This window comes from Lentibacillus sp. JNUCC-1, from assembly GCF_009741735.1.
GTDB lineage: Bacteria > Bacillota > Bacilli > Bacillales > Amphibacillaceae > Lentibacillus_B.
Genome location: NZ_WHOH01000001.1, coordinates 1,979,338 through 2,005,977 on the forward strand (window position 1 = coordinate 1,979,338; position 26,640 = coordinate 2,005,977).

The 26,640-nt window shown below is 44.2% G+C and carries 26 protein-coding genes, 5 tRNA genes and 2 pseudogenes; 22 read left to right on the plus strand and 11 right to left on the minus strand.

Features of this window, described 5'->3' with window-relative positions; translation table 11 throughout:
• Window positions 1–4 precede the first annotated feature (4 nt).
• The 3 genes and pseudogenes from JNUCC1_RS09275 to JNUCC1_RS09285 all read right to left on the minus strand — a co-directional run.
• Window positions 5–1,924 carry an ATP-binding protein gene (locus JNUCC1_RS09275; RefSeq protein ID WP_156645152.1) on the minus strand — a complete coding sequence of 640 codons (1,920 nt, stop codon included), beginning with the start codon at window positions 1,922–1,924 and terminating at the stop codon, window positions 5–7.
• Window positions 1,921–2,757, minus strand: a complete 837-nt coding sequence (locus tag JNUCC1_RS09280) for a 7TM diverse intracellular signaling domain-containing protein (protein ID WP_442915451.1) — start codon at window positions 2,755–2,757, stop codon at window positions 1,921–1,923. The genes JNUCC1_RS09275 and JNUCC1_RS09280 overlap by 4 nt, the downstream gene beginning before the upstream one ends.
• A 9-nt stretch (window positions 2,758–2,766) precedes the next feature.
• Window positions 2,767–3,248 (minus strand): annotated as a pseudogene (locus tag JNUCC1_RS09285) (7TMR-DISMED2 domain-containing protein); the annotation flags it as partial.
• Between the two features lie 274 nt (window positions 3,249–3,522).
• Here JNUCC1_RS09285 and JNUCC1_RS09290 point away from each other — a divergent pair.
• Window positions 3,523–4,155 (plus strand): superoxide dismutase family protein, encoded by a 633-nt coding sequence (locus JNUCC1_RS09290; protein ID WP_156645155.1) that lies wholly within the window; start codon window positions 3,523–3,525, stop codon window positions 4,153–4,155.
• 100 nt (window positions 4,156–4,255) lie between these two features.
• On the opposite strand, the gene JNUCC1_RS09295 is transcribed toward JNUCC1_RS09290, so the two are convergent.
• From JNUCC1_RS09295 to JNUCC1_RS09305, 4 genes are all read right to left on the minus strand, one after another.
• Entirely contained in the window at window positions 4,256–4,510 is a 255-nt protein-coding gene (locus JNUCC1_RS09295) for a hypothetical protein (RefSeq protein ID WP_156645156.1), read from the minus strand.
• Between the two features lie 44 nt (window positions 4,511–4,554).
• The gene (locus tag JNUCC1_RS19025; protein ID WP_269448146.1) at window positions 4,555–4,680 is read right to left on the minus strand and encodes a hypothetical protein; all 126 of its coding nucleotides are present in this window, start codon (window positions 4,678–4,680) and stop codon (window positions 4,555–4,557) included.
• 74 nt (window positions 4,681–4,754) lie between these two features.
• Window positions 4,755–5,543: a YibE/F family protein gene (locus tag JNUCC1_RS09300; RefSeq protein ID WP_331713688.1), complete on the minus strand. Its 789-nt coding sequence runs from the start codon at window positions 5,541–5,543 to the stop codon at window positions 4,755–4,757.
• Complete coding sequence (locus tag JNUCC1_RS09305) at window positions 5,540–6,676, minus strand: YibE/F family protein (protein ID WP_156645157.1); 1,137 nt, start codon at window positions 6,674–6,676, stop codon at window positions 5,540–5,542. The genes JNUCC1_RS09300 and JNUCC1_RS09305 overlap by 4 nt, the downstream gene beginning before the upstream one ends.
• 680 nt (window positions 6,677–7,356) lie before the next feature.
• Between JNUCC1_RS09305 and JNUCC1_RS09310 the strand changes: the two genes are divergently transcribed.
• Entirely contained in the window at window positions 7,357–8,280 is a 924-nt protein-coding gene (locus JNUCC1_RS09310) for an NADP-dependent oxidoreductase (protein WP_197431707.1), read from the plus strand.
• 144 nt (window positions 8,281–8,424) lie between these two features.
• Here the strand turns inward: JNUCC1_RS09310 and JNUCC1_RS09315 are convergent, their stop codons facing one another.
• On the minus strand, window positions 8,425–9,318 hold the full coding sequence (locus JNUCC1_RS09315; RefSeq protein ID WP_156645158.1) for a LysR family transcriptional regulator: 894 nt from the start codon (window positions 9,316–9,318) through the stop codon (window positions 8,425–8,427).
• Window positions 9,319–9,444: 126 nt separating this feature from the next.
• Here JNUCC1_RS09315 and JNUCC1_RS09320 point away from each other — a divergent pair.
• A pseudogene (locus JNUCC1_RS09320) lies at window positions 9,445–10,460 on the plus strand (YeiH family protein).
• 17 nt (window positions 10,461–10,477) lie between these two features.
• Window positions 10,478–10,897: a universal stress protein gene (locus JNUCC1_RS09325; protein ID WP_156645159.1), complete on the plus strand. Its 420-nt coding sequence runs from the start codon at window positions 10,478–10,480 to the stop codon at window positions 10,895–10,897.
• A gap of 44 nt (window positions 10,898–10,941) precedes the next feature.
• Here the strand turns inward: JNUCC1_RS09325 and JNUCC1_RS09330 are convergent, their stop codons facing one another.
• Window positions 10,942–11,655, minus strand: coding sequence for a YwaF family protein (locus JNUCC1_RS09330; RefSeq protein WP_156645160.1), 714 nt, complete (start codon window positions 11,653–11,655; stop codon window positions 10,942–10,944).
• Between the two features lie 67 nt (window positions 11,656–11,722).
• Complete coding sequence (gene fabI / locus JNUCC1_RS09335; RefSeq protein WP_156645161.1) at window positions 11,723–12,499, minus strand: enoyl-ACP reductase FabI; 777 nt, start codon at window positions 12,497–12,499, stop codon at window positions 11,723–11,725.
• A gap of 164 nt (window positions 12,500–12,663) precedes the next feature.
• Between fabI and JNUCC1_RS09340 the strand changes: the two genes are divergently transcribed.
• The 10 genes from JNUCC1_RS09340 (at window position 12,664) to rocF (ending at window position 18,906) form a co-directional block, all read left to right on the plus strand.
• Window positions 12,664–12,738 (plus strand) — tRNA-Glu (locus JNUCC1_RS09340).
• 4 nt (window positions 12,739–12,742) lie between these two features.
• A tRNA-Thr gene (locus JNUCC1_RS09345) sits at window positions 12,743–12,817 on the plus strand.
• A gap of 20 nt (window positions 12,818–12,837) precedes the next feature.
• Window positions 12,838–12,922: transfer RNA gene (locus tag JNUCC1_RS09350), tRNA-Tyr, on the plus strand.
• A gap of 60 nt (window positions 12,923–12,982) precedes the next feature.
• Window positions 12,983–13,057, plus strand: a tRNA-Gln gene (locus tag JNUCC1_RS09355).
• A 186-nt stretch (window positions 13,058–13,243) separates the two neighbouring features.
• Window positions 13,244–13,316 (plus strand) — tRNA-Lys (locus JNUCC1_RS09360).
• A 249-nt stretch (window positions 13,317–13,565) separates the two neighbouring features.
• Window positions 13,566–14,855 carry a hydroxymethylglutaryl-CoA reductase, degradative gene (locus JNUCC1_RS09365; protein WP_156645162.1) on the plus strand — a complete coding sequence of 430 codons (1,290 nt, stop codon included), beginning with the start codon at window positions 13,566–13,568 and terminating at the stop codon, window positions 14,853–14,855.
• Window positions 14,852–15,841: a mevalonate kinase gene (gene mvk, locus JNUCC1_RS09370; protein WP_156645163.1), complete on the plus strand. Its 990-nt coding sequence runs from the start codon at window positions 14,852–14,854 to the stop codon at window positions 15,839–15,841. Before JNUCC1_RS09365 ends, mvk begins: the two co-directional genes overlap by 4 nt.
• A gap of 19 nt (window positions 15,842–15,860) precedes the next feature.
• Complete coding sequence (gene mvaD / locus JNUCC1_RS09375; RefSeq protein ID WP_156645164.1) at window positions 15,861–16,841, plus strand: diphosphomevalonate decarboxylase; 981 nt, start codon at window positions 15,861–15,863, stop codon at window positions 16,839–16,841.
• Window positions 16,842–16,853: 12 nt separating this feature from the next.
• Window positions 16,854–17,963, plus strand: coding sequence for a phosphomevalonate kinase (locus tag JNUCC1_RS09380; protein ID WP_331713736.1), 1,110 nt, complete (start codon window positions 16,854–16,856; stop codon window positions 17,961–17,963).
• A 40-nt stretch (window positions 17,964–18,003) separates the two neighbouring features.
• The gene (rocF, locus tag JNUCC1_RS09385) at window positions 18,004–18,906 is read left to right on the plus strand and encodes an arginase (RefSeq protein WP_156645165.1); all 903 of its coding nucleotides are present in this window, start codon (window positions 18,004–18,006) and stop codon (window positions 18,904–18,906) included.
• A 75-nt stretch (window positions 18,907–18,981) separates the two neighbouring features.
• Here rocF and JNUCC1_RS09390 read toward each other — a convergent pair whose 3' ends face one another.
• Window positions 18,982–19,170 carry an aspartyl-phosphate phosphatase Spo0E family protein gene (locus JNUCC1_RS09390; protein ID WP_156645166.1) on the minus strand — a complete coding sequence of 63 codons (189 nt, stop codon included), beginning with the start codon at window positions 19,168–19,170 and terminating at the stop codon, window positions 18,982–18,984.
• A 162-nt stretch (window positions 19,171–19,332) separates the two neighbouring features.
• Here JNUCC1_RS09390 and sigW point away from each other — a divergent pair, with 162 nt between their 5' ends.
• The 8 genes from sigW (at window position 19,333) to JNUCC1_RS09430 (ending at window position 26,634) form a co-directional block, all read left to right on the plus strand.
• Entirely contained in the window at window positions 19,333–19,896 is a 564-nt protein-coding gene (sigW, locus tag JNUCC1_RS09395) for an RNA polymerase sigma factor SigW (RefSeq protein ID WP_156645167.1), read from the plus strand.
• Window positions 19,897–19,911: 15 nt separating this feature from the next.
• Window positions 19,912–20,607, plus strand: coding sequence for a zf-HC2 domain-containing protein (locus tag JNUCC1_RS09400; RefSeq protein ID WP_156645168.1), 696 nt, complete (start codon window positions 19,912–19,914; stop codon window positions 20,605–20,607).
• A gap of 126 nt (window positions 20,608–20,733) precedes the next feature.
• Window positions 20,734–21,549, plus strand: coding sequence for a diadenylate cyclase CdaA (cdaA, locus tag JNUCC1_RS09405; RefSeq protein ID WP_156645169.1), 816 nt, complete (start codon window positions 20,734–20,736; stop codon window positions 21,547–21,549).
• Window positions 21,542–22,777, plus strand: a complete 1,236-nt coding sequence (locus tag JNUCC1_RS09410) for a CdaR family protein (protein WP_156645170.1) — start codon at window positions 21,542–21,544, stop codon at window positions 22,775–22,777. The genes cdaA and JNUCC1_RS09410 overlap by 8 nt, the downstream gene beginning before the upstream one ends.
• Before the next feature lie 66 nt (window positions 22,778–22,843).
• A complete protein-coding gene (gene glmM / locus JNUCC1_RS09415) occupies window positions 22,844–24,193 on the plus strand; it encodes a phosphoglucosamine mutase (protein WP_156645171.1) in 1,350 nt (449 codons plus the stop codon).
• A gap of 226 nt (window positions 24,194–24,419) precedes the next feature.
• Entirely contained in the window at window positions 24,420–24,761 is a 342-nt protein-coding gene (locus JNUCC1_RS09420) for a thioredoxin family protein (RefSeq protein WP_156645172.1), read from the plus strand.
• Window positions 24,762–24,868: 107 nt separating this feature from the next.
• Window positions 24,869–25,138: a hypothetical protein gene (locus JNUCC1_RS09425; RefSeq protein WP_156645173.1), complete on the plus strand. Its 270-nt coding sequence runs from the start codon at window positions 24,869–24,871 to the stop codon at window positions 25,136–25,138.
• 20 nt (window positions 25,139–25,158) lie between these two features.
• On the plus strand, window positions 25,159–26,634 hold the full coding sequence (locus JNUCC1_RS09430; RefSeq protein ID WP_156645174.1) for an ABC transporter ATP-binding protein: 1,476 nt from the start codon (window positions 25,159–25,161) through the stop codon (window positions 26,632–26,634).
• The last annotated feature ends 6 nt before the right edge of the window (window positions 26,635–26,640 follow it).

Below are 26,640 nucleotides of genomic sequence, written 5' to 3' on the forward strand. Positions count from 1 at the left end.
ACAATTATGCAGTATAAATTGGTAAAGCAATGAAAAAGGTGGTGCCTCGGCCAAGCTGACTCTCAGCCCAGATGGTGCCGTCGTGTGCTTGAACGATTTCCTTTGCAATAGCCAACCCCAAACCTGACCCGTCTGGGATGTCCTCCTCTGATTTATGCGCGGCTTTATAAAAACGTTCAAAAATAAACGGCAGTTCCTCTTCATGAATGCCATGACCATTGTCTTCAAGTTGCAAAATCACTTCGCTTGTCTTTTCTTTTAAAGAGACTGTCATCGTAATTGTACCTTCAGTCGGTTCAGTATGTTTTACTGCATTCCAGACAAGGTTGGAAGTCATTTGATCCATGCGCCCAATATCGATATGACAAGTGTATGTTTTGTAAAGAGCTGTGTTGCCGACTTTTTTAAAAGAAAAGATACGATTTTCTTGTGTCACATAGGATTCATGCTTGATATGGATGTCTTCAAGCCAATCGTTTAAATTAATTGCTTCACGGTGTAGGGGCAGTGTACCTGCTTCAAGCTCGGACAGCTCTGATAAGTCTCCGATGAGTCTGCTGAGCATCTTCAATTTATGATCTACCATGTTAAGGTAACGGGGGTCCCCTTCTTCCATCAGCCCTTCCTGCACAGCTTGCATATAGCCTTTGATCACAGTAACAGGTGTTCCCAATTCGTGGGCGATGTTTGCCAGTAACATGCGTCGGGTCTTTGCCATATCCAACAGACCCTGGTTGGCATTTCTTAGTTCCTGTGTACGCGCATCAACCTTTGCTTCAAGCTGGGAATTTAGTGTTTTCAGATCCTGATTTAAATGGCTGAGCTTCAGCAGTGTTTCCACCCTGGATAAAAGCTCCTGTCGATCACAAGGTTTTGCCAAATAATCATTCGCGCCAACTTCAAATGCGGTTAATTGGTCGTTCATCATGTTTTTGGCAGTGAGCATCAAAATGGGCAGTTCAACTAGAGAGTAATGTTTCCGCAAATGTTGGCACACGTCATAACCTGATAGTTTTGGCATCATAATATCAAGTATAAGCAGGTCAACAGTTTGCTCCTGCACAACTTCCAACACCGCTTCTCCGTTTGATACAGCAATCACATTATATCCATTTAGTAAGAGTTGATTTTTTAACACTTGCAGGTTAACAGCCTCATCATCAGCAATCAGGATTGTGGCTGCTCCCTGATGGGTGGAAGTGGCAGCAACGGGGGCAACATCAACATTGTCTTCAATTGAGAGACGGGTGATTAATGAAGAATCCGTATCCAATTCCGCGTTACTGGTTTGCTCTTCACTGATCGGCAATGTAAAGGTGAACGTAGAACCGTGTCCCAATGTAGATGAGACAGTGAGTTGACCTTGGTGCAATTCAACTAAGCGCTTTGTCAGACTGAGTCCAATTCCGGACCCGTCAGCTTCCCTGGATAGACTGGAATCCGCTTGGTAAAAGGGCTCAAATATATTTTCCAGTTCGTGTGACGAGATCCCTTTACCCGTATCAATTACAGCAATCTCTATGAGGTTGTTGTTTTTTTTAGCAGTGACAGTGACATGCCCCTTGTCAGTGTGTTTAATGGCATTGCCGACCAGGTTATAAAGAATTTGCTGCAGACGGTTTTCATCAGCCATCACAATGGGGGTTGATGGATCAATTTCATTTTGCAGCTGAACGGATTTATTGTTTGTCAGTGGTTCACAGATGGTTAAAACGACCTCAGTCAGTGTAAACAGATCGACTGGAACCGGCCGAATATCAAGGTCATTATGTTTCAGCTTGGAAAAATCCATAATATCATCGACCAGGTTCGCCAAACGTCTGCCGCTCACTACAATCATCCACAAATGGCGGTCTAATTCAGGGGAGATCTTACCAGCAGCGCCACTTCTCAATGTATCAGCAATTCCAATGATCCCATTCAAAGGGTTCTTAATTCATGGGATGTCACAGCCAGAAATTCATCTTTCAGTTTGTCAGCACGTCTTAAGTTTTTTAGGGCGAGCTGGTGATTTCTGAGTGCTTCTTTTTCTGCCTGCTGCTTCTCATTCCGCATAGTTCTAAACCGGTCTCCAAGTGCAAATGAAAGCAGCACGATCTCGAGTGTTGTGGTGACCTGCCAGGCATACTTGGTAAATGGGGTGAGGGGCATAAGGCCGACATCAACCAGGATTGATACAGATACGCCAAATAGAAAGATGCCCCAAGCAAGCATAAAGAACCGCGCCGGGCGATATTTATTTTTTAGACTAATGATGGAGGCCGTGATCACCAGTGAAATGGTGAACGCCACACAGAGAATAGCGGCATACATGGCATAGGTGAACGAGAAGAAACTCCACAAGGTTGTGAAGGCTGTGACAACAAGAGCCATTTTAAACCAACGATCGAGCTTTGGGATGTGCTGATGTGTCTGTAAAAAGCTCCTGGCAAATAATAGTGTGGCGATACTGGCCAGGCACATAAATGTGACAACTGCCAGCAGATTCCATCTGACCATTTCTGGCCACAGGAATTGAAAAGCCAGCCCTGTGTCTGACAAATAAAGTAGGCCATTGAAGATAACAAATAAAACATAGTATAGATAACTGCGATCTCGAATGGAGAAATAAAGGAATAGATTGTAAAAAGCCATAACGACAGAGATTCCCACTAAAATGCCAAATAACATATAAGCTGTCTGTGACTTTTTGTCAAAAGCTGCGGGTTCCCATACCGTCAGTGGGATCTGCATGGACCCCTTGGTATCAAGCCTCATATAATAGATTTGATTTTCTTGAGGCTTCAACGACAAATCAAACACAAAAGTCCTATGGAAAATAGGTTTATCGGAAAACGGATCATGGTTTCCGGTGGTTGTCCTTTGATAGCCCCGTTCGATAGAGGTTTATATAAATGAACACGGTTAATTTTCGGTGTATCTAACTCCAGCATCCATTTTTTATGTGACGATTGATTATTGATAACAAACCGAACCCAGTAGGTGGACTGCGTATAACCGAAATTTGGCCGCCCTATCCCGGTGTAGGGTTCAAATCGGTCTCTTGCTTTACCGGTTAAAATGTCAGCGATGTCATACTCATGGTTTTTATCAACAAAGATTTCAATGTCATCATCCAGAGGCATACTTTCGGTGTGGTTCGTTAAAAGGGTGTCTTTAGTAGTTGTTTCTGCGTGAGTGATATCACTAAAAGGCAGAAGGAGGAAAAACACAAAAACCAGTGTATAAATGGTGCGAGTTAATGCCATGTAGGCCCCCCTTATTTAACCACGTAAGTTGAAACGTATGTTCTTAATTAAGAACCACATATCATAAAAACAAAATTTCGTATAGTGTGAACATTGTATCACAACTTCAGTATTATGAACACACTATTTGGAATAAATTGGTTTCCATGCAAGTGAAAGCAAACAAACCGTTATATAGATCTGGTACTTTCGAATGATTATTCTCATAATATGTTTAGAACTTGTCCTTGCAGTAAATAGTCTAGCAAAAATGACTTTAGAGAGGAGTTTTATAATGAAACGTTTGCTGTTTTTATCGATTATTTTCATCACTACGGTCGCTTTAGCGGCTTGTGGCGGAAACACAGAGGATAATAGCTCGGATACACAAGGAAACACGGATCAAGCTGATGCAAATTCAGAACAAACTGATCAGAATAATGGAGATAGCGATGAAAGCAAGCAGGAATCGGATGGTGACACAGTTGAAGTAGACTTGAACAATGGCGATGGCGATTCAGTAGGTACGGCCATGTTGGAAGAAAAGTCTGACGGGGTTCTAGTCACCCTTGAAGGGGAAAACCTTCCGAAAGGCACACATGCTTTTCACATTCATGAAAAAGGGCAGTGTGAGGCACCGGATTTCAAGTCAGCAGGCGGTCACTTTAATCCCGAAGACACCAATCATGGCTATGATGATCCAGAGGGACCGCATGCCGGAGATATGCCTAATATTGTAGTCGGGGAAGATGGCACAGTAACACAGTCATTTCTCGCTAAAGATGTCACATTAGAGGAAGGTGACGACCTCTCACTCATGAAAGAAGAAGGAACTTCCTTAGTGATTCACGAAGGTGCTGACGATGGGAAATCACAGCCTTCTGGTGATGCCGGTGATCGGCTGGCATGTGGATCGATCAGCGAATAAATCATTGCTCAATACAAGTGCGGCACTGTCATCAAAGACAGTGCCGTTGTTTTAGGGAATAAAGTATGAAGTTGGGCATGCCAGCCTGCTAGAGCTTTGACTACTTTCTTCTGTTATCAAATCGTTCTTCTTGTCGTTTCGTCTCAATTGTCAGCTTTTGTTCATCAAAACTGCCTTCTTCCGGATGCTGACTTTTTGTCTGCTGGGCTGTTTTCTTTCGGCCCTCGTACAGCCACCAGCTAAGTGCGACTAAGGCAATTAAACCCATTACAATCCAACCAAACGGTGCTGGTAAAATGCTGTACAATAACAACATAACGATCACAATTCCGAATATCACGGACAATGCGCCCATATCTATCCCTCCATATAGAATAGTGGGTAAGGTGATTTAGTTGCTTAAATTGCATACAAGGCCGCTGTTGTGATGATCACGTCTTTAGCAGTCCATGTAAGCTCTTGTTTTAGTTGGTTATAAGTGTTCGCAAAATGAGAAACCTTATGTTCAGTATCTTGAGTGAGCATATCACGTTTCCCCTCCTAGCTACAATTACGTTTAGGAGATGTGATTGGTTTCAGAGATTTCAGTTGGTTCCGTATTAATGTTTCTCTTTATCTGCTTCCAAATGCTTTTCGCGCCTGTTCACCAAATAATACGCATTGACCCACGAGGCAATCGGGATGATTAGGGCAATGCCGATGCCCGCAAAGCAAATGGTCATCATCTCGGCATTGAACACTTTGGAGTTGACGATCTCGCCAAACGTGTACTCCAGATCTTTAAACCATATCAGCAGACCCAAATAACCACCGATGAAAGCGAAAAACAAAGTATTCGCGTTAGAGCCGAGTATGTCCCTGCCAATGAGCAAACCGGATTTGAAAAGTTCTTTTCGGCTGATGCTGGGGTGGTGCTGAAATATTTCACGCATCGGGGATGTGATGGAGATGGCCACGTCTGTTATGGCCCCGATCGTGCTCATAATGATCACGGCAGCACCAATTTTCACGAAATCGACGCCAAGGTAAAGGGAAAACACTTTAAGTTCATCTATTTCTTCTTCGCCAAAGCCCTGGATCTTGGCTTTTTTGGCAAATAGATAGATGAACGCTACCATAATGCTGATCGTAATGACGGTGGCAATAAAAGCCGTTACAGTCTTATTGTTGATCTGGTTAATGAAAAATAGGTTAATACAGCTGATGGCCGTACATGCGATAACGGTCAGGATAATAGGATCCACAGCCGGGTCAAGCATAAACAGAACCGTCAGCATGATAATCGCAAAGTTGATAAATAACGAGAAAAATGAACGGAGACCTTTTTTACCCCCGATCGCGATCATCAAGATGAGTAAAACAACGGAAAGCAATATCAGTACATTCACTGCTTAGCCCTCCTTCGTTCAATGAAAAACAGTGTCGTATATAAACCAATTGGAATCGTTAGGACAATACCGATCCCTCCAGCGAGTGCTCGTGCCAGCTCCAGTGACAGATTCACAGATAACGTAAAGTCTAGTGGAGAGAAGTTTTTAATATACACAATCAGCATCGGAATTGAACCACTGATATAAGCGAAAAATAAAATGTTGGTCATCGTTCCCATAATGTCTTTTCCAATGTCGAACCCTGACTTTTTCAGAGCTTCCGCTGATATATTGTGGTCTTTTTCATAGAGTTCAAAGAGTGCAGCGGCGATGGAGATAGCTACATCCATGACTGCTCCGAGCGAACCGATAAACAGCCCTGCCAAGAACACAAGCGTATACGGCCGAGTAAGAAATTGCATCTCTTCATAGCGCAAACCGTTTTCATTGGTAATCCATAAAGCCAGAAAGGTAATAAGTAACGACATAGAGGTGCCTAATAAGGTTGCCACGATGGCAGCATACGTTTTTTCGTTAAAGCCGTTAATCACCAAGAGCGATAACACGGTGAAAATGATGGCTGTGAGGCCGCAAATAATAAGCAAGTTAACACCGGTGCTCACGTATATATCCAACGCGTACGAAAGAAGTATGATATTCACTGCTAGACTGATGCCGGCAAATAGGCCTTGTTTCCGTCCAACTAGGAGTAAGGTTAAGAAAAAGATCCATACAATGATTAATAAATAATGATCACGCTTTACATCAGTGATCCCGCCAGTCAGTGTGTTTTTTTCGAGCGATTCTTTATCAATTGAAACGAACACATCATTTCCAGCCTTAAATTCATGATCGTAGGCACCTGAGTCAGAATAGTCATTTACGAGGCGGATTCGTTTTCCTTTATAATCGCTGTTTTTTAATTCCGCTATGATTTCTTGTGTGTAAATGTGATCTTCATTTCCGCGGCGATCTGTGACGGACGTCGTTTCTGTAATGGACGTTTCCAGCACATGCGCGATCGGACGGTTGTATAAGCTGTAATTATGGTGGACAAAAATAATTGAACCTGCCACCGTTAACATTGCCAAAACGGCCATGATCATCTGTTTTGGTGTTATATTTTTAATATACTGGGCCACAGCATTCATAAACTGTCCTCCAAATTTCTACTTGCAATAATGAAACAAACATAGCAATAATCCTCAAACCGGTCAAGAAACGCGGTGAAATTGAACTGTGATCATATATGCGCATTTTCTGTAAACTGCGAACTAATTAGTTAGATTTAATTTGGGATTTTATGACTGCCACTGGCAACCGCTCGGGGAAAACACTCCGCGTCCAGTGGGCGCTGATGAGCCTCCTCGCGCTGCGCGCTCCGGGGTCTCATCTAGGCTTTTGCTCCCACAGGAGTCTCCGTGTTTTCCCCGAGCTAGATATGAGAGGTTATTCTCTAATTCTTATGTGAGTAAAACCGTTCATGCCACTTAATAACATAGAGTGATTGGAGCGGAGGGAAGTCGACTCCTGCGGGAACAGCACGAGTCCGAAGACCCCGCAGAGGTGGTCTTCCTCGAGGAGGCTGAGGCCGTGCCCGCGGAAAGCAACTTCCCGCAGCGCAAATCACGATACTCTCATTATGGTCAGTTGCCAGAAGCAGTCATTCCAAGTTTTCACTGGTTCGCAGTTTGTGTCGACTGTGTTGTAAGGGTAGTTTATAAAATAGAAATTTTTAAGGGGAGGTTTGAAACACATCCGTTGTGTTAGTGGAACTTTAGCCATACACTGTTTGTATATTAGATATACGAAAGGAGATACGGTGGTGGCGATGATGAAGGCGATTGTTAAGCAAAGCAGAAATCCAGAAGATCTGGCAGTTGTTGATATGCCGATTCCTGACATAAATGAAAATGAGATGCTGGTGAAGATGAAAGCAATTGGGGTAGGGATTCATGATGGGTATTTTCATGCATCTGATGTGACCTATCCGTACACCATTGGCATTGAAGGAGCTGGTATCATTGAAAAAACCGGTGACAATGTGGCGGAGTATGGATTAGGTGATCGTATTGCTTTTGTCAGTATGATGCAGCCTAAAGGTGGTACTTGGGCAGAATATGCAGTTCTAGATAAGAATTCACTAATTTTCGCAATCCCCGAGCAAATGGATTTCACTGAAGCAGCGGCTATTCCTGTAGCCGGAAATACGGTGATCAAGGCGTTGAGCAGTTTTAATATGGAACGTGGCGGGACGTTATTCATTGCCGGCGCTTCAGGCGCGATCGGCACATTTGCTATACAGCTGGCTAAAAGCAGAGGCTATCAAGTCGCAGCTTCCGCTTCCAGCAAAAATCATGAATACATGCGTTCCCTGGGTGCGGATAAAACCGTTGATTACCGTGACGAAGACTGGATTGAACAGGTTCGGGCATGGGCACTAGGAGAGGGCGTGGACGCCGCCCTGGCCATCCAGCCCAATACCGCTTATGACAGCATGCAGACGGTGAAAAACGGTGGTAAAGTCGTCACAGTCTCAGGCGAGCGTGTTGCAGGGGAAAGAGGCATTGAGGTTGAGCAAGTGTCACATCAGGTCGACATTAAGCAATCTCTAAACAATATGGTGCATGACATTGCCAATAAAGAGATGCAGCTTACGATTGAACACGTTTATCCGTTCGAAGACGGAATCAAGGCTTTGCAAAAAACGGTAACACGTCATGCACAAGGTAAAGCAGTGATAAAAGTGGATTAATATCGTCCCGTTAATAGAACATCATCCAGACTGACTGCTGGATGATGTTCTATTTTTTTATTATGAAATATACGCGCTGTTAAAATTATTGCCAAGTTCCATGTCCTGCATCATCGTCTACCCCCTAGAGTTGCATTTCCGCTTTTATTCTTTGAGCAATTTGTTCCCGTGAAGCAGCTCCATAAATGCCTGAAGCGCTTTTGTCCGAAAAGGTGAAGCTGTTACTACAGAAAACTGTCTTTTAACGGGCAACCCTTCTGCGTCAATAGGCAGAAGATCTCCACTAATCACTTCTCTTTGAATAGCCCACTCTGATAACAAACTGATGCCAAGCCCCGCTCCAACTGCCTCTTTAATGGGCTGCGTGCTGGAGAAGTTAATCATGTGACGGGGTGTGACGCCAAACTGTTTAAACAAGCTTTCTGCGGCCTCTCGTGTCCCTGATCCCACTTCTCGAAGCACCCATGTTTCATTTTCTAATTCCGTTAAAGCGATTGGTTTATTTTTTTGAGCAAGCGGATGGTCAGGGGATGCGATGATTACCATGCGATCCTCCGCAAAAACCTCCTTCTCCATATGCTGTTCCTGTTTGAAATGCCCTTCCACAATCCCAATGTCCAGTTCATGCCTTTTAACAGCTTCAGCTACATCTGCTGTATTGCCGATTGTGATTGAAGGTTTGATTCCGGGATAGTGATGTTGTAAATCAGCAATAATATGGGGGAGCACATACTCGCCAAATGTATAGCTGGCACCTACTGACAAGGGACCGCTTGCTTTGTTGGCCATATCGTCCACTAGTCTTTGCATTTTTTCATATAAGCCGATAATTTCTTTTCCGTGGTGGTAAACAATCTCACCTGCTTTGTTGAGACGGACGTATTTATTGGTGCGCTCAAGCAGTCTTGTACCGATATTTTCTTCAAATGTTCGAATATACTGGCTGACGGCTGGCTGAGTCATATGCAATTCTTCTGCAGCTCGGGAGAAGTTTTCCTTTTCTGCGACTGTAATAAAGACGAGCAAATGCTGATCCATCTAACTCCCCCTTTTAGCCCTATTATATCATTTTACTTATCATCATCATTATAAATAATTATTTTTCTTATCGTAAAAATTGCTATATCCTTATTTCAGGAGGTGTTTTTGCACGTGGTGGAAAATATGAAACAACAAACAAACAAGAAACCTTCACCTGCAGCAGCTTGGATTGGCGGTGTTGGTTTTACATTTTTAATTGCTTTACTGGGTTATTTACTGGCAATGGTACCGGGGTTTGACCGGGTTGGCCAGTTGGCATGCGCGATTATTATTGCGGTAATTTACCGGCAAATATTCGGCTATCCTGAGGTGATCAGACCAGGTATTGCATTCTCATCCAAGCGCCTTTTGCGAGCCGCCATTATATTATATGGACTCAAATTAAATATTGATGTGGTTTTAAATGACGGTCTGGGGTTATTGGCGCGTGATGCCGCGGTAATCGCATTTGCTATTTTTGCGATCGTCGGATTGGCGAAAGTGTTTAAAGCAGATAAAAAAATCTCGCTCCTGCTTGGTGTTGGAACAGGTGTGTGCGGGGCTGCAGCGATTGCAGCGATTGCACCGATTGTGAAGTCAAAAGATGAGGATACAGCCATTGGTGTCGGGATTATCGCTTTAATGGGACCGTGTTTGCGATTGCGTATACCATCCTGCGTCCGATTTTACCAATTGATGCGATTCAGTATGGCATTTGGTCCGGAACAAGTTTGCATGAAGTTGCTCACGTCGCATTAGCAGCGGCTCCGGGCGGGGAAGATGCGCTTGCAATCGGGCTTCTGGCAAAGTTGGGCCGGGTATTCTTGCTTGTGCCGTTATCGTTTATTTTCATTTATATTATGAAACGTAAGAACAAAAATTCCGGCGAAACAGATGCTAAAATTGAATTTCCATGGTTCCTTGTTGGATTCATTATTTTAAGTATCCTTGGAAGTTATGTTTTCGGGCGTTCAATTCCAGTTTCAGATAATGTCATGGAAGGCGTTGCTACCTTAACCACATGGCTTCTGACTGCTGCTATGGTTGGTCTTGGCCTGAACGTCAGCTTGAAAGACTTGCGCACAAAGGCATTACGGCCGCTAGCTGCGATGACCGTTGTATCATTCGCATTATCCGTTATTGTTTACTTCATTATTTAAGGGGGAGGTCATGTATCATGAAACACATTGTATTTGCGACAGATGGCTCAGAGTCGTCTGATCGTGCAGGGGAAATGGCGCGGGATTATTTGCAAGCGTGGCCCGAAGCCAAGCTTACGGTTCTCTATGTGACAGCTCGAGAGAATTATACCTATGATCTGGTCTCAGAGGCCGTTGATCAGCATGAAGCAAAAGTGGCTGAACAGATCAAAGCAAATATGGTGGATCATCTTTTCGAAGCGTGGAAAGACCGGGTTGAATTTGTTCATGAAGTCGGGCACCCGAGCTCCACCATTTGCCGTGTAGGACGCGAAAAGGATGCCGATTTGATTATTGTTGGCAGTCATGGCCGGGGATTCATCGACCGGGCCATTGTCGGCAGTGTCGCACGCGCTGTCCTAAACCGCACCCACTTGCCGGTACTCGTTGCCAGATAAATTAATAGCATGAGCTTTGGATCTGTTCTGAAGCTCATGCTTTTTTACTTCTTAATCAATCTGGAAAAAGGGACGAGTAGGGAAAAGGCACCCAACGTAATGAGGCAAAGGTTCACATAATACCAGACTCCGCTGCCGAGAAAGTTCAAGAGTGTGAAGGCGGAGGTGGCTCGGGCGAGGAATAAGAAATTTGCATTGAGCCAAGGGTTAATGAAAAAGCCTACTAAAGCTGCATAAACGAGTAAATAGGCATATGAGGTCCACATAGATCGCCATGTAATCGCAACTTGTGACGTCAGGATAAGGAAGAGTCCTGACCAGGAGATGGCCATATGGTGGATGAAGAATTTCCAAAACCGATAATGAGGGAAATCATAGATCAGTTCAGGGGTTAACACAGCAAGTAATGCAGGTATGAAAGCGATGAAGTAAGTGATTTGAATGAGCTTTTTGTGATAGGTCAGAAGTGCGGTTGCAGCAACAAGTCCTGCAATGCCGCATAGGTGCAGTGGCAAATACCCCCTGGCGTTCCATACCCCATGGACAACGGCCCATATTTGGTAGGACACCTCAGCCAAGGTCAATATGGCAAATAACGCCCATCTAATACCTTGCACCATACTAGGATGCGCTATCAGCTTTTTTGGATAAACAATCAGCAGTATGAGGCCAGCAATGTACACTGCCAGGACGATCAAATGATTCTGCCCAAAAAGACTAAAAGGTGTTCCGACCGGATTGCCAAACACAGATGACACGAACCGCTCACTCCCCCGAGAGATTAAAAAGAGCGCAGAGTCACCAGTACTCTGCGCCTATTTACACTTAGCCTCCAATAATATGGTAGCCGGAATCCACGTGCATCACTTCTCCTGTCACTCCACGAGACAAGTCGCTTAAGAAGAACAGCGTAGCATCTCCCACCTGGTCTTGGTCGACATTTCGGCGCAACGGTGCTTTTTCTTCAATAACAGAGAACTTTTCGTTAAAACCAGCAACACCTTTGGCAGATAGGGTGCGAATTGGTCCGGCTGATACTGCATTGACACGGACGCCGTACTTACCCATATCCTCGGCCAAGTAGCGGACACTCGCCTCAAGAGATGCTTTGGCAACCCCCATCACATTATAATCTTTAATCACGCGCTCTGAACCAAGATAGGTTTGCGTCACAATACCGCCACCTTCTGTCATCAGAGGCTTAGCAGCTTTCGTCACAGCCACAAGGGAATACGCACTGATTTCTTGTGCAAGCAGAAAGCCATTCCGTGATGTATCGGCATACTCACCTTGAAGCTCATCACGATTGGCAAATGCAACTGAGTGAACCACTCCATGGATCACTCCGACTTTTTCTTTGATTTCATTAAAAGCTGACTCGATGCTTTCATCACTTGCAACATCACACGTTACAATGGCTTTAGGCGTAATGTCATTATCATCAAGGAGTTTGGTCAGTTTTTTATATGACCGCTCCTGCCGGTTGGTAAAAATTAAATTAGCCCCGGCATTATGTAAAGATCTCGTGATGCCCCAGGCGATGCTGCGCTGATTCGCAACGCCCATAACAACAATGTTTTTATCCTTTAAAAGATTTGACATAGTATTAGTACCTCCTGCTAATAGTCTTTCTTCATTATAACTTAACCGATATCTGTTAGGAAAGAAAGGACTTTTCTGTGGTTGGAAAAAATATTTTCGAAAAAACCCATTTACCCCTTTACAAAAGTGGACAAACTGGATATAATGAAATTCGTTCTGTTCGTGGCCCGTTGGTCAAGCGGTTAAGACACCGCCCTTTCACGGCGGTAACACGGGTTCGAATCCCGTACGGGTCACCATTATGCCGGCCTAGCTCAACTGGTAGAGCAACTGACTTGTAATCAGTAGGTTGGGGTTCAAGTCCTCTGGCCGGCACCATTTTATTATGATCTTGCTTTGGAGGGGTAGCGAAGTGGCTAAACGCGGCGGACTGTAAATCCGCTCCCTCAGGGTTCGGCAGTTCGAATCTGCCCCCCTCCACCATTTGTATAATTTATTCAATATCTGGGTACGATACAACTAATATGTTTATATGAATTATGTTGGGCTATAGCCAAGCGGTAAGGCAACGGGTTTTGGTCCCGTCATTCCCAGGTTCGAATCCTGGTAGCCCAGCCATTTTTATGCCCAAAATCCTTTTTACAGGAGCCATTAGCTCAGTCGGTAGAGCAAGCCGTAAACTTCTTTGAACTTGCATCCGGTTGTAGGCTTGCGAGGAGTGCGGCATCACTGAACTTACTTGCAACACGACGAGCATCGTAGCGATAAGCTAACCAATAGGAAGCGGCGCAACATTTAATACAGGAGCCATTAGCTCAGCCGGTAGAGCATCTGACTTTTAATCAGAGGGTCGGAGGTTCGAATCCTCCATGGCTCATCAAATTTGATAGAATAAGCTTAAAAAGATATGAACAAGGTCGTTAAATCCATTGACAACCTTGTTCATTTGCATTTATGGAGATATTTCACCATAATGGATACAGCTAAAAGCAAATTTCCTATATAATAAAGATAAGAAAAAATCGTTCACTTCATGGACGGTTTGTTTTATAATGAAATTTAGCGATTATAAATGAATGTGCATAAATATAACGGTTATAAACAAATATGCCAAAGGATGAATTAAATGAAGACGTCTAGGATTCCTGGTTTTTACAATATGGATGTAGAGGAACGGAGACAGCTGCTGCAGAAAATGAATGTCGTTTCAGACGAACATGCAGATTATTTATTTTCTAAAGAGCCTTTGTCTTTGGATACAGCAGATCACATGGTCGAAAACGTTATAGGGACTTTTCCGCTTCCGCTCGGTCTTGGTCTGAACTTTTTGATCAATAATAAAGAATATATTGTTCCCATGGCCATTGAGGAGCCTTCTGTTGTTGCCTCAGCCAGCCATATTGCAAAAATTGTTCGGACAGCGGGCGGCTTTAAAACAGAAGCTACGGACAGGGTTATGATTGGACAAATACAAGTAGTCGGCTGTGAAGACATGACAGCCGCAAAAGATGCCCTGCTGAGTGCACGCGATGAGCTCATTGCCGCTGCGAATGAAGCATATCCGAGTCTTGTCAAACGCGGAGGAGGGGCTGAAGACTTTGATGTGCGTCTGCTGAACGCGTCGTCTGATTCACCTTATACACAAATGCTTATTGCGCATATATATGTAAATACCTGCGATGCAATGGGGGCGAATATCGTCAATACGATGGTAGAATCACTTGCGCCTAGTGTAGAAAGTATCACAAAGGGGAAAGTATACTTACGGATCTTATCAAATTTGCCTGACCGCTGCCTGGCACGTGCTAAATGTGTCATCCCGCCATCGCTTCTTGCAAGCGAAGGATTCTCGGGAGAAGAGGTTCGGGATGGGGTCGTATTGGCGTATGAATTCGCTGATTCAGATCCGTATCGTGCCGTTACCCATAATAAAGGCACTATGAATGGTATTGACCCCGTCGTCATAGCAACAGGAAACGACTGGCGGGCGGTAGAGGCTGGCGCACATGCCTATGCTGCCAGACATGGTCATTATGGGTCCATGACAAAATGGTCTGTGGATCAAGACGGGAATTTGGTAGGTGAACTTGAACTGCCGATGTCAGTTGGAACAGTGGGCGGTTCAATAAATGTCCACCCGATGTCGAAGTTGTCGCTTGAACTTCTTGATGTAGAGTCTGCAAGCGAACTTGGTCAAGTCATGGTGGCTGTCGGGTTGGCTCAGAACCTCGGAGCCTTGAAAGCACTTGTGACAGAAGGAATTCAAAAAGGGCATATGGCTCTTCACTCTCGTTCTGTTGCCGTTGCGGCCGGAGCTACAGGGGAGATGGTAGATATGATTAGTAAACAAATGATTGAAGCAGAAGATATCCGTGTAGGTAAAGCACAACAATTACTGGAAGTGTACAAACGATGAGCGCAGAAAAAGCTGCAACAACGGAAAAGACAGCAACAGGGGTTGCCCACAGCAAACTGATCTTAATCGGTGAGCATGCGGTTGTACACGGACAACCAGCTATCGCAATCCCATTTCCACTTGTTGGTGTTGAAGCTGTTGTTGAATATGTCCCTGGAACTGTCAAAATCGACAGCACGTTTTACTATGGTCCAATGTATCATGCACCGGAAAACCTGCAAGGCATTGTGAACTGCATGACGGAAACGATGAAGTATCTTGGTATACCGGAAGAAGATCTGCTGATCCGCATTCACTCTTCCATCCCGCCGGGGAAAGGGCTTGGGTCTAGCGCGTCTGTAGCAATTGCTGTTGTGAAATCGTTGTTCGCATACGCTGACAAGCCTTATACAGAAGCAGAGCTTCTGAAAATGGCAAATGTCGCCGAGACGTATGCCCATGGTTCGCCCAGCGGAATTGACACATTGACAATAACTTCTGAGACGCCGGTTTGGTATGAGAAAGAAAGTCCGTTTGACCATATTAAGTTAAGTGATGACTTTCATTTCATTGTGGCAGATTCGGGGCGTGTGGGTGATACCCGGCAATCCGTTGAATCGGTTGCCCGCCTCCTTAAGAAAACGCCGCAGAAGATTCAATCGAAAATCGACAGAATCGGTGAATTAACCCATCAGGCAAAACATGCACTGGAAAAAGCAGGTAAGCAACTTCTGGGACATCTTTTAAACGAAGCGCAGAAAGAACTGGAAGCACTTGGTGTCAGTGACGCCGGGCTGAACAGGCTCATCTATTTTGCCCGTCAAGAAGGCGCACTCGGCGCCAAACTGACAGGCGGCGGTAATGGCGGTTGTATTATAGCGTTGGCTAAAAACGAACTTCACTCCGCCCAAATATCAGAAAAGCTTAAAAAACTGGGAGCAACGGCAGTCTGGTCTTTTTCATTAAAAAGAGATGATTCGCATGATGGCCATACACGGTCATTGTAGATGAGAAAAGGGGATACGTATGAAAGCAACAGCTAAGGCGCATACAAATATTGCCTTGATAAAATATTGGGGGAAGCGCAATGAACAGCTGATATTGCCGACCAATAACAGCCTTTCCCTGACACTTGATGGATTTTATACGGAAACGACTGTCCATTTCCGTTCAGATCTGGCACAGGATATTTTTTACTTGAATGACACGGTTGTGACTGGAGAAGCGTACAACCGTGTAACTCATTTTCTTAACTTGGTACGAGAACAGTTCGGTCATAAAAAGCTGTATGCAGATGTGCGTTCTGTCAATGCAGTTCCGACAGCAGCGGGGTTTGCTTCGTCCGCTTCAGGATTTGCGGCGCTTGCTTCAGCCTCTGTTAAAGCACTTGGTGCTGACGTTGAAAATGATGAGTTGTCACGGTTAACCCGCCGCGGCTCAGGTTCAGCATGCCGTTCTATTTACGGTGGTTTTGTTGAGTGGGAGAAAGGCACAAAGGAAGACGGCTCTGATTCGTTTGCCGTTCCTATTGCTCCGGCTGATCACTGGGATGTCCGCGTTGCAGCGGCTGTTTTGAATCCTACAGAGAAAAAGGTTTCAAGCCGTGCCGGTATGAAACGGACTGTGGATACATCGCTGTTTTACCAAGGATGGCTCGATGGAATCCCGCAAGACTTAGCTGACATAAAAGCAGGTATTGCTGATCGTGATTTTGAGAAGGTCGGATCAATTGCAGAAGCCAACTGTTTGCGGATGCATGCCACCACACTTGGCGCAAATCCGCCTTTTACATATTGGAACTACCTGACCATGCAAGTTATGGAAACAGTGCGTGAGCTACGTGAACAAGGGATTCCTGCATATTTTACAATCGACGCCGGTCCGAATGTTAAAGTGCTTTATTTACCTGAAAATGAAGCGAGAGTAGAGCATGCACTTCGAGAGCTTTCCGGGGTTAATGATGTTATCTTAAGTCGGGCAGGCGGACCTGTTACTTATCAGAATTAGGGGTTGAACGATGTGTCGAACTTGCCGCTTACAGTAAAAGCACCTGGAAAATTGATGATCGCGGGAGAGTTCGCGGTTCTGGAGCCTCATTACAAGTTAATTGTAATGGCTGCTGACCGCTATGTCAGTACAACCGTCGAAGAAAGCGATACCAACACCATCACCCTCGAAAACTTTGGATTGGAAAATATCCAATGGTTCTATACGGATGGAGCCGTCACAATGGCTTCTGAAGACAACCGGTTCCGTTACACGGCCTCTGCTTTAGAAATGGTTTGTAATTATTTGCAAGAACAGCGCATTGCCATACGTTCGATTCATTTAACAATCAAAAGTGAATTGGATGATCCAAGCGGGAAGAAATATGGACTCGGTTCGAGTGCGGCGGTTGTGACGTCTGTCATTTCAGCTATGCTTCACGCCCATCTCAATGAAACACCGGATCCAAAGCTGGTGTTTAAACTGGCGGCAGTTACTCATGTGGTTGTTCAAGGCAATGGATCAGGCGCCGATGTAGCCGCATCAGCTTATGGCGGCTTTATCGAATATGTATCATTTCAAGCTGACTGGCTGATTGATCAATTTGAAAAAACAACCACGTTGACTCAGCTTATTGAAACACCTTGGGAATACCTGTCTATTCAACCATTTAAGCTGCCGGAGCACATTCACATGGCTATCGGCTGGACGGGTTCACCTGCTTCAACAGGCCAGTTGGTGAACCAGATTCTTTCACTGAAAAAGAGAAACCCTGTAGCTTACACTCGCTTTTTGAAAGCCAGCCAAGAAGCGGTCAATGCATTCATCCATGGTGCTCAAAGTAATGATATAGCACTTCTGCAGCAAGGCGTCCTGAATAATCGCATAGCTTTGGCGCGTGTAGGCAGTGATGCTGGTGTGGAAATTGAAACACATATGCTGGCTGTCCTCAGCGATCTTGCTGAAGCAGAAGGCGGGGCAGGGAAGTCATCGGGAGCTGGAGGCGGTGACTGTGGCATTGCATTCATGACAACAAAAGCACAAGTCGATCGTCTCAGTGCATCGTGGCATGAAGCAGGGATTGAAAGTTTGCCGCTGAAGATGGCGCCACGAGGAGCTGCAATAACAAACAAACCAAACTGACTGGTCACGAGCCGTCAGTTTTAACTGAGGAGTTGTTTAAATGAACAAGCAGATTTCATTAATTGGCATGCCTATGGATCTGGGTCAGCTCAGACGCGGTGTTGACATGGGACCAAGTGCCATGAGATATGCCGGTATTACAGAACAATTGAAAGCGTTAAATTATACCATATACGATCAGGGCGATATCCCTGTGGAACGTCCTGATACATATGAAACCGCCGTTGACGAGAAGCTGAAGCACCTGGAACAGATTACAGCTGCCAACGAAAAATTGGCACGTCTTGTTGACAAGGAAGTAGAGGAAGGGCGATTCCCGCTTGTTTTGGGTGGTGACCACAGCATTGCGATTGGAACGCTGGCCGGTGTTTCAAAGCACTATGAGAACCTCGGAGTCATCTGGTATGATGCTCACGGTGATCTGAATACAGATAAAACCTCCCCTTCTGGCAATATCCATGGCATGCCGCTCGCAGCAAGTCTTGGACTTGGAGCTGAACAGCTGACACATGTCCTTGACTATGCCCCAAAAGTGAAACCAGAAAATCTTGTTATTGTCGGAGCAAGGGATTTAGATCCAGGGGAAAAATCCCTCATCAGAGAAAAAGGTATTAAAGTGTATACGATGCACGAAATCGATCGAATGGGTATGTCTCAAGTCATGAGCGAAACGATCGCTTATTTAAAGGAACGGACGGACGGGGTACATTTAAGTCTTGATCTTGACGGACTGGACCCTTCAGAAGCACCTGGCGTCGGCACGCCGGTGATCGGCGGCTTGTCTTACAGGGAAAGCCATCTCGCCATGGAAATGCTTGCAGAAGCTGATATTCTGACTTCAGCTGAATTCGTGGAGGTTAATCCAATTCTCGATGAGAAAAACAAAACTGCAAAAGTTGCAGTTGGCTTGGTCGGTTCTTTATTTGGAGAAAAGCTTAAATAGGACCATAAAAAAAGACATTAAATATCCCATTTGATGTCTTTTTTTACCCTATTTTATCTAATGTTTGTGTTTGTTCTATTGATGTTTGATCGTGTCAGAGGCCTTTTCCTTCTCAGTTATTAAGCTGCGGTATTCATTCAATAGACCATCCAGATATTCACTTGCTTCAAGGACTGGCGCTGAATTCAGACCATATTGAAGGCCTAACGCAATCATTTCTTGCCTTGCGCTGGCAATTTTCTCTGCAAGAGTGGATATATCCATTAGACCCCTCCCCATCTCTTGATACTCCTCATAATAAATTATATACTTTAAAAAAACAACCAAGAAGATTGCCTGAAGCCAACTAAATAAATATAACGAATATGGAACCTTATGACCGGTAGAGCCGTATTATAGGTACCGCATACTGAGCGGAGGATAGACATGGATTCAATGATAAAAGATAAAATTATTCAAGTGAAAAAAGGGGATCAAACTGCTTTTGAGGATGTGGTATCGTATTTCCAGCACAGGATTTATTATCATTGTTACCGGATGCTGGGAAATGCACATGAAGCGGAGGATATTGCACAGGAAACGTTTATACGTGCCTATGTTAACATTCATTCATTTGATGAGCACCGCAAATTCTCTACCTGGCTGTACCGAATCGCAACAAATTTGACCATCGACAGACTTCGGAAACGAAAACCCGATTTCTATTTGGATGCAGAAATTAAAGGTGCAGAAGGCCTCGATATGTATTCACAGCTGGCAAGCGATGATCCGCTGCCTCAGAAAGAAGTTGAGAATATAGAGCTTCAGGATGAAATCCAGTTCGCCATAAGAGAACTGCCCCCGCATTACCGCAGTACCATTACTTTAAGGTATCTGGAGGAATTTTCATTGAATGAGATCAGTGAAATACTTGATGTGCCACTTGGTACAGTTAAAACCAGAATACATCGGGGCAGAGAAATATTGCGGGAGAAACTTCGTCATGTGTAAAGGAGTGTGGTCCAGATGAGTTGCAATAATGAAGCAAAAAAGCTGATGCATAAATATTTGGATGGAGACCTGTCCCATAATGAACAAAATGAATTACGTACGCATCTGGAAACTTGTGAAGCCTGTCAAGCACACTTTCATGAATTAAAGCGTACCATTACCTTAATTCAAGGGCAGAAGTCGGAACAAATCAAAGCCCCGTCCGGGTTTGCTGCGGGTGTTATGGACCAATTGCCCGCAGAGAAAAAACGGTACAAATATATGCGCTGGTTCAGGATGCACCCCGTGCTTACAGCGGCTGCGATCTTTCTCGTGTTGATGTTTGGCGGCATGTTTTCAGAATGGAATAAAGACCAAGAGCTTGTCGTTTCCAAGCAGGAGAATCTCTTAATTGAAGGGGATACAGTGATTGTTCCGGAAGGCGTGACTGTAGAAGGGGATCTTGTGATCAAAAACGGCAATTTAGAAATAAAAGGCAAAATTGACGGTGATGTCACCCTGATTAACGGGTCTCTGATTAAACAAAACGAGCCATTAAACGGTGATGGGCTAATGGCTTCAGTTGGTGAAATCAATGGGGAGTTTAAAGAGATTGACCAGGTTTTTGAATGGATGTGGTATCACATCAAGAACATTGCAGTAGGCGTGACCTCCATTGGGGACCCTCTAATTAAGCGCACACCCGGCTGGCATCAACTGAATCGGCTATAGCTGATTCAGTTGATGTTACATTTTTGTGGGCCATAAATCGTTCATTTTTCACGAGCAAATATGTTATACTAAACGAATGACATCCAATTTATTAAAGGAAATCAGGAGTTAAAAGGACGTGGGAACATGCTTGATGGGGGAATTGACCTGCTCACTGTTATACGTATCGCTGTAGATATTACTCTCGTCTGGTATGTTTTATATAAACTTATCATGCTGATCAGAGGGACTAAAGCGATCCAGCTGCTCAAGGGTATTGTGGTTGTGTTCGCAGTCAGGCTGCTTAGCTTGCTGTTTGACTTACCGACGATTAAATATTTTACTGCTGAAGCGATATCGTGGGGGTTTATCGTCATTGTTATTCTCTTCCAGCCGGAGTTAAGAAGAGCGCTGGAACAACTGGGACGAGGGAATATTTTCGCGAGGAGCTCCAAATCAGAAGAAGAAATGCTTGAAGAAGTCATTGCAGCTATTGTTGAGTCATGCAATTACATGGCCAAACGCCGTATAGGTGCGTTGATCACCATTGAACGGGAAACTGGAGTTGGGGACTATGCCGAGACAGGTATAGCAATCGACGGAAAGCTGACCCATCAATTATTAACCAACATATTCACACCGAACACCCCACTTCATGACGGTGCAGTCATCATCAAACGTGATGAGATTATAGCTGCAGCCTGTTATCTGCCACTGTCCGAAAGCCCCTTTATTTCTAAAGAGCTCGGTACTCGGCACAGAGCTGCAATGGGCATTAGTGAAGTCACGGATGCTTTGACAGTTGTTGTATCAGAAGAAACCGGGAGCATTTCCTGTACTAAAAATGGCGAACTGCATAGAGACATGGACCTTGAAGCCTTCAGACAATTTTTGCAAGAGAACCTGTCCTTAAAAGTCACCGATACACGGACATGGAACTGGAGGGGAAAGAAGAATGGATAAGTGGTTTAAAAGCAAATGGTTCGTTCGTGCCTTGTCACTGGCATTTGCAATTTCCCTGTATATATTCGTGAGTGTTGAAGAAAATCCAGCACAGGAAGACCTGCGTTTTTTCGGAAGTTCCACTGAGACAGAGACATTGACAGATGTGCCTGTTGATATAAAAGTTGACGATGACAATTATGTTGTCAGCGGGGTTCCGGAGACCATCAATGCGACTTTGGAAGGCTCAAAGAGTGCCCTGACCAAAGCTGTCCGGCAGCGTAACTTTACTGTTTTTGTTGATCTGCGTGGATTAGGAGAAGGAGAACATACGGTAGATATAGAATATGAGAATGTACCGAGTGATTTAACCATCTACATTGAGCCGAAGACAATTGACGTCACGGTTGAAGAACGGGCCTCACAGGAGTTCTCAGTCAGTGTGGACTATCTGAATGAGGACAAGCTTCCTGACGGGTATGAGTTAGGTGATGTGTCTGTAGACCCTGGAACAGTAACGGTGACAAGTTCCAAAACAGTTATTGAACAAATTGCGATTGTAAAGGTGTTTATAGATGTTGGCGGTATTGACCAGGCGATTACTAACCGTGAAGTGCCGGTTAACGTATACGATAGTCAAGGCAATGAATTAAGGGTGAACGTAGAACCCGAGAATGTTAAAGTTTCAGTTGATGTAGATAACCCAAGTAAAACAGTCCCACTGTCAGTTGAAACAACCGGTGATCTGCCGGAAGGTCTTGAAATGGACAACCTGTCTACAGATACGAATGAAGTAACCATTTACGCCAAAAAAGCAATACTTGCTGATATAGATACGATTAAAACTGAACCCATCGATCTCAGTAAAGTCGAGGAGTCAGGGACAATGGAGGTCAAAATGGACCTTCCTGACGGGGTCAAAGTCTCAGGGGGTTCCAAAGTAAATGTTAAAGTGGACCTCAATGAGACCAAATTGATTGAAGATATTTCAATTGATACAGAGAACTTGCCCTCGGATCAGAGCCTTACCATTATAGAGCCTGAGACGGGTACTGCAGCTGTTCAAGTAAGCGGTACTCAGCAGTCACTTGCAGACTTGACAAAAAGTGACTTTGAAATTGTTGTTGATGCAGATGGCTTGGAAGAAGGTGAACACGTTTTGCCGGTTTCGATTAGAGGCCCGGAAAACGTTACATACACGAGTGAGTTGACAGAAGTGACGGTAGAAATATCAGAATCAGAAGCGTAAATTGTCCATAGGGACATGAACACCCAAAGTTAAAAATTTCATGGGGTGAAAAGGAGAGATCCAATAATGGGAAAGTATTTTGGAACCGATGGTGTAAGAGGAATAGCAAATAAAGGCTTGACGCCCGAATTGGCGTTCAAACTGGGGAGATGCGGCGGATACGTTCTGACCAATGGAACACAGAAGCCTAAAATCCTGATTGGCAGAGATACGCGTATCTCTGGGCGTATGCTTGAAAGTGCCTTAATTGCCGGTTTACTTTCAATTGGTGCCGAAGTTATGAGACTCGGCGTAATTTCCACCCCGGGTGTGGCATATTTAACGAGAGCCACAAGTTCAAACGCAGGCATTATGATTTCGGCCTCACATAACCCAGTAGAAGATAATGGGATTAAGTTTTTTGGGGCAGATGGATTTAAGTTAAATGATGAACAGGAAAAGGAAATAGAACGTTTGATTGATTCAGAAGATGAATTGCCACGCCCGATCGGAGCTGATGTCGGGACAGTGAATGATTATTTCGAAGGCGGACAAAAATACTTGTCTTTCTTGAAGGATTCAATCGATAATGATTTCGGTGGCATGAGAATCGCTTTGGATTGTGCACACGGTGCGACTTCAAGTCTGGCCACACACCTGTTTGCTGACCTTGAAGCAGATATCTTCACAATCGGTTCATCTCCAGATGGATTGAATATCAATGATGGGTTTGGCTCAACGCACCCTGAAACATTGCGGGCGTTTGTTCACGAAAAGAAAGCGGATATTGGTCTGGCTTTCGATGGGGATGGCGATCGTTTGATTGCTGTTGACGAGAAAGGTCAGATTGTTGATGGTGACCAGATTATGTATATTTGTGCTAAATATATGAACGAAAAAGGGTTCCTCCGTCACAACACCGTTGTTTCAACAGTGATGAGCAATCTCGGCTTTTATAAAGCGCTCGAGGAGAACGGCATGCGCAGCGACAAAACCTCTGTCGGCGACCGGTATGTCATGGAAGAAATGCGCCGGGGTGGCTATAACCTGGGCGGTGAGCAATCAGGACATGTAATTTTCCTGGATTACAACACAACAGGCGATGGGATGCTGACAGCGCTGCAATTGGTTAACGTTTTGAGAGAAACAGATAAAACGCTGTCTGAGTTGGCAGGAGAAATGACGATTTATCCCCAAGTCCTTAAAAACATTAAAGTGATCGATAAACAGCAGGCAATGAGTAACAGACGTATTCTTGAAGAAATTGAGCAGGTTGAAGAAGAACTGGGCGATCAAGGCAGAGTCCTTGTACGACCATCAGGAACAGAGGCACTTGTCAGAGTGATGGTAGAAGCCCCTACAGCAGAACAATGTGAAACCTACGCAGAGCGGGTTGTCAAGGTCATTGACGAACTCCTCGGAATGCGAGATGAATAATATAACTTACAAAAACCGCTTCCTTTGAGGGAGCGGTTTTTTTCCCTTAAACTTTTATTTGATTAGTGAATAGACACGGAAATGTACATAATCGTCGCTATAATGACCATAATCAGCAAACCATATTGCTTTGATATACTAAAGTCATTAAAATGAGTATTAAATTATTAATTATTTAGAAAACTTTAAATCATGGTGGACATGGTTGGAAATAGGAGGGTCATGAATGACTAAGATCGCATCAATTACAAAAGACCAATTTCAAGAAGAAGTGTTAAATCAAAAGGTACCGGTGCTCGTGGATTTCTCAACAGATGGATGTGGCCCGTGCGAAGGTATTGTTCCTATGCTGGAAGAGCTTCAGGATGAACTTGATGGTAAACTACAGATTAAAAACCTGAATGTTGCTTACGAAGAATTAGAACAGGACTCAAACGAGGTTCTAAAACAATATGATGTCATGGCGTTTCCAACATTGCTTGTGTTTAAAGACGGCGAACCGGTTGAGACCTTGATCGGAATGGTCGACAGAGGAACGGTTCTCGAGAAGTTAGATGGAGTTATTTAATTCAGGACACAATTAACAATATCATACAGGCGTACGTTAAGTGTTTGACGTACGCCTCGATTTATAAAAGTATGTTCTGAAAATTTACACAGCAAGGAGTGTGACCCATGGCTGACAGTGCAGAAAAAAAAGAGTTCAGGAGATTGAGAAAGGAAAGTGAAAAAGGGATTTGGAAGAAATACACCAGACTGGTCTTCAAAGCAAAACTTCCATGGAAATGGCTGGCCTTTCTCGTTGTAATTAACATCGGATCCATGCAGTTGTCACTGATGTTTCCCCAATACGCTCAAAAAATTTCATCTGGTGTCCTGACAAACACAGTCATTTTCGGAGCTATTGCGGTCATTATGGGGGCGTTTTATCTTCGGGGATTGTAAGGTACTTCTCAAAACTGGTGATGTATAAAGTGGATATCAGTTACCGCAGCTTAATTTGGCAACGCCTGATGCATTCTCCTCTCAGTTTGTTTGATAAAGTGAAACCAAATGAGATGGTGAGCCGGACGGCAAATGACACTTCCACAATCAGTTCAGTCGTAGCAGGATTGCTCCCCACCCTAGTGGGAATGGTTTATTCAGCATATTATATCATCGATCAATTGATCGGTTATGATTGGGAACTGGGCTTGGGTTTACTTGCATATACCCCCGTCTATGTTGCAGCTCTTATCTGGTACGGAAAATGGAATTACCGGACATTGAAACATACGCATAACAGACTGGCATCACTCACACAGTTTTTGTCTGAGCTGCTTGTCAGCATTCCGTTGATCAAATCTTTTGCAACAGAGCATAAAGAAGAAAAAAGAGGTAAAGAAAGTCTTCAAAAGTATTATAAAGCATCTATGAAACAGACGATTGTTAACTGGATTAACACTCCAATGATTAGTCTCTTGACCTTGGTGATGGATTTATTTGTGATCGTATTTGGTATTTATCTCGTATCTCAAGGAACGATCACAATAGATATTTGGATTGCCTTTTTTATGTATGTGGGGATGTACTTCGGGATACTGGAAACATTCGGTCATATGTTTATTCAAATGAAAGAAAGCCAGGGCGCTTCGTCCCGTATCGCATTGTTGCTGGAGAATGATCTTGAAGAATATGAAAGAAATCGTTCTGTGGAAGATGCAAACAGAGACCTTGAATTCAATCAGGTGAGTTTTGGTTATGGGGATAAAAAAGTGCTTGAAGATGTGACCTTTACTGTGAAAAATGGGTCGAAAACAGCTATTGTCGGACCAAGCGGAGGCGGCAAATCGACAATCCTCGCGCTTGTTCAGCAATTGTATGACCCTGATAAAGGCTCAATCACATATGGTGGTATTCCGATTGAAGAATACCATCTGACAGATTGGCGCAAGTTATTCAGTTTTGTGGCTCAGGACAGTCCGCTTCTTAATGGGACGATTCGCGATAATATTGTTTATGGGGTCGATCGTGACGTAAGTGAAACGGAAATTAATGAAGCTGCCCGTGCTGCAAATGCCCTGCAATTTATTAAAGAATCGCCTCAAGGCTTCGAGACCTATGTTGGTGAAACAGGAGCAAATCTTTCGGGGGGACAGCGTCAGCGTATCGCCATTGCCAGAGCGCTGCTGCGGAATGCGAAATTCTTGTTACTGGATGAAGCGATGGCCAGCCTGGACGGTCAGTCTAAGAAAGCTGTTCAAAAGGCAATGGAGAAATTGATGGAAGGCAAGACGTCGATCGTGGTTGCCCATGATTTGTCTACCATTTTAAATTCAGATCAGATTATTTTAATTAATGAAGGTACAGTTGAAGCGATCGGAACACATAAGGAGTTGTATCAGCGCAGTCCGCTGTATAAAGGGTTTGTAGAGTATCTGAGTCAATCATCTGTCGGCTAGAACAGG

Coding starts and splice junctions, on each gene's coding strand:
- JNUCC1_RS09400 (WP_156645168.1), top strand. CDS start 19,912: ATGAGTTGCAATAATGAAGCAAAAAAGCTGATGCATAAATATTTGGAT.
- mvaD (WP_156645164.1), top strand. CDS start 15,861: ATGAAAGCAACAGCTAAGGCGCATACAAATATTGCCTTGATAAAATAT.
- sigW (WP_156645167.1), top strand. CDS start 19,333: ATGGATTCAATGATAAAAGATAAAATTATTCAAGTGAAAAAAGGGGAT.
- fabI (WP_156645161.1), bottom strand. CDS start 12,499: ATGTCAAATCTTTTAAAGGATAAAAACATTGTTGTTATGGGCGTTGCG.
- mvk (WP_156645163.1), top strand. CDS start 14,852: ATGAGCGCAGAAAAAGCTGCAACAACGGAAAAGACAGCAACAGGGGTT.
- glmM (WP_156645171.1), top strand. CDS start 22,844: ATGGGAAAGTATTTTGGAACCGATGGTGTAAGAGGAATAGCAAATAAA.
- JNUCC1_RS09365 (WP_156645162.1), top strand. CDS start 13,566: ATGAAGACGTCTAGGATTCCTGGTTTTTACAATATGGATGTAGAGGAA.
- JNUCC1_RS09425 (WP_156645173.1), top strand. CDS start 24,869: ATGGCTGACAGTGCAGAAAAAAAAGAGTTCAGGAGATTGAGAAAGGAA.
- rocF (WP_156645165.1), top strand. CDS start 18,004: ATGAACAAGCAGATTTCATTAATTGGCATGCCTATGGATCTGGGTCAG.
- JNUCC1_RS09295 (WP_156645156.1), bottom strand. CDS start 4,510: ATGGGCGCATTGTCCGTGATATTCGGAATTGTGATCGTTATGTTGTTA.
- JNUCC1_RS19025 (WP_269448146.1), bottom strand. CDS start 4,680: ATGCTCACTCAAGATACTGAACATAAGGTTTCTCATTTTGCGAACACT.
- JNUCC1_RS09280 (WP_442915451.1), bottom strand. CDS start 2,757: ATGAGGCTTGATACCAAGGGGTCCATGCAGATCCCACTGACGGTATGG.
- JNUCC1_RS09390 (WP_156645166.1), bottom strand. CDS start 19,170: ATGGATATATCCACTCTTGCAGAGAAAATTGCCAGCGCAAGGCAAGAA.
- cdaA (WP_156645169.1), top strand. CDS start 20,734: ATGCTTGATGGGGGAATTGACCTGCTCACTGTTATACGTATCGCTGTA.
- JNUCC1_RS09420 (WP_156645172.1), top strand. CDS start 24,420: ATGACTAAGATCGCATCAATTACAAAAGACCAATTTCAAGAAGAAGTG.
- JNUCC1_RS09430 (WP_156645174.1), top strand. CDS start 25,159: ATGTATAAAGTGGATATCAGTTACCGCAGCTTAATTTGGCAACGCCTG.
- JNUCC1_RS09325 (WP_156645159.1), top strand. CDS start 10,478: ATGAAACACATTGTATTTGCGACAGATGGCTCAGAGTCGTCTGATCGT.
- JNUCC1_RS09310 (WP_197431707.1), top strand. CDS start 7,357: ATGATGAAGGCGATTGTTAAGCAAAGCAGAAATCCAGAAGATCTGGCA.
- JNUCC1_RS09290 (WP_156645155.1), top strand. CDS start 3,523: ATGAAACGTTTGCTGTTTTTATCGATTATTTTCATCACTACGGTCGCT.
- JNUCC1_RS09305 (WP_156645157.1), bottom strand. CDS start 6,676: ATGAATGCTGTGGCCCAGTATATTAAAAATATAACACCAAAACAGATG.
- JNUCC1_RS09410 (WP_156645170.1), top strand. CDS start 21,542: ATGGATAAGTGGTTTAAAAGCAAATGGTTCGTTCGTGCCTTGTCACTG.
- JNUCC1_RS09315 (WP_156645158.1), bottom strand. CDS start 9,318: ATGGATCAGCATTTGCTCGTCTTTATTACAGTCGCAGAAAAGGAAAAC.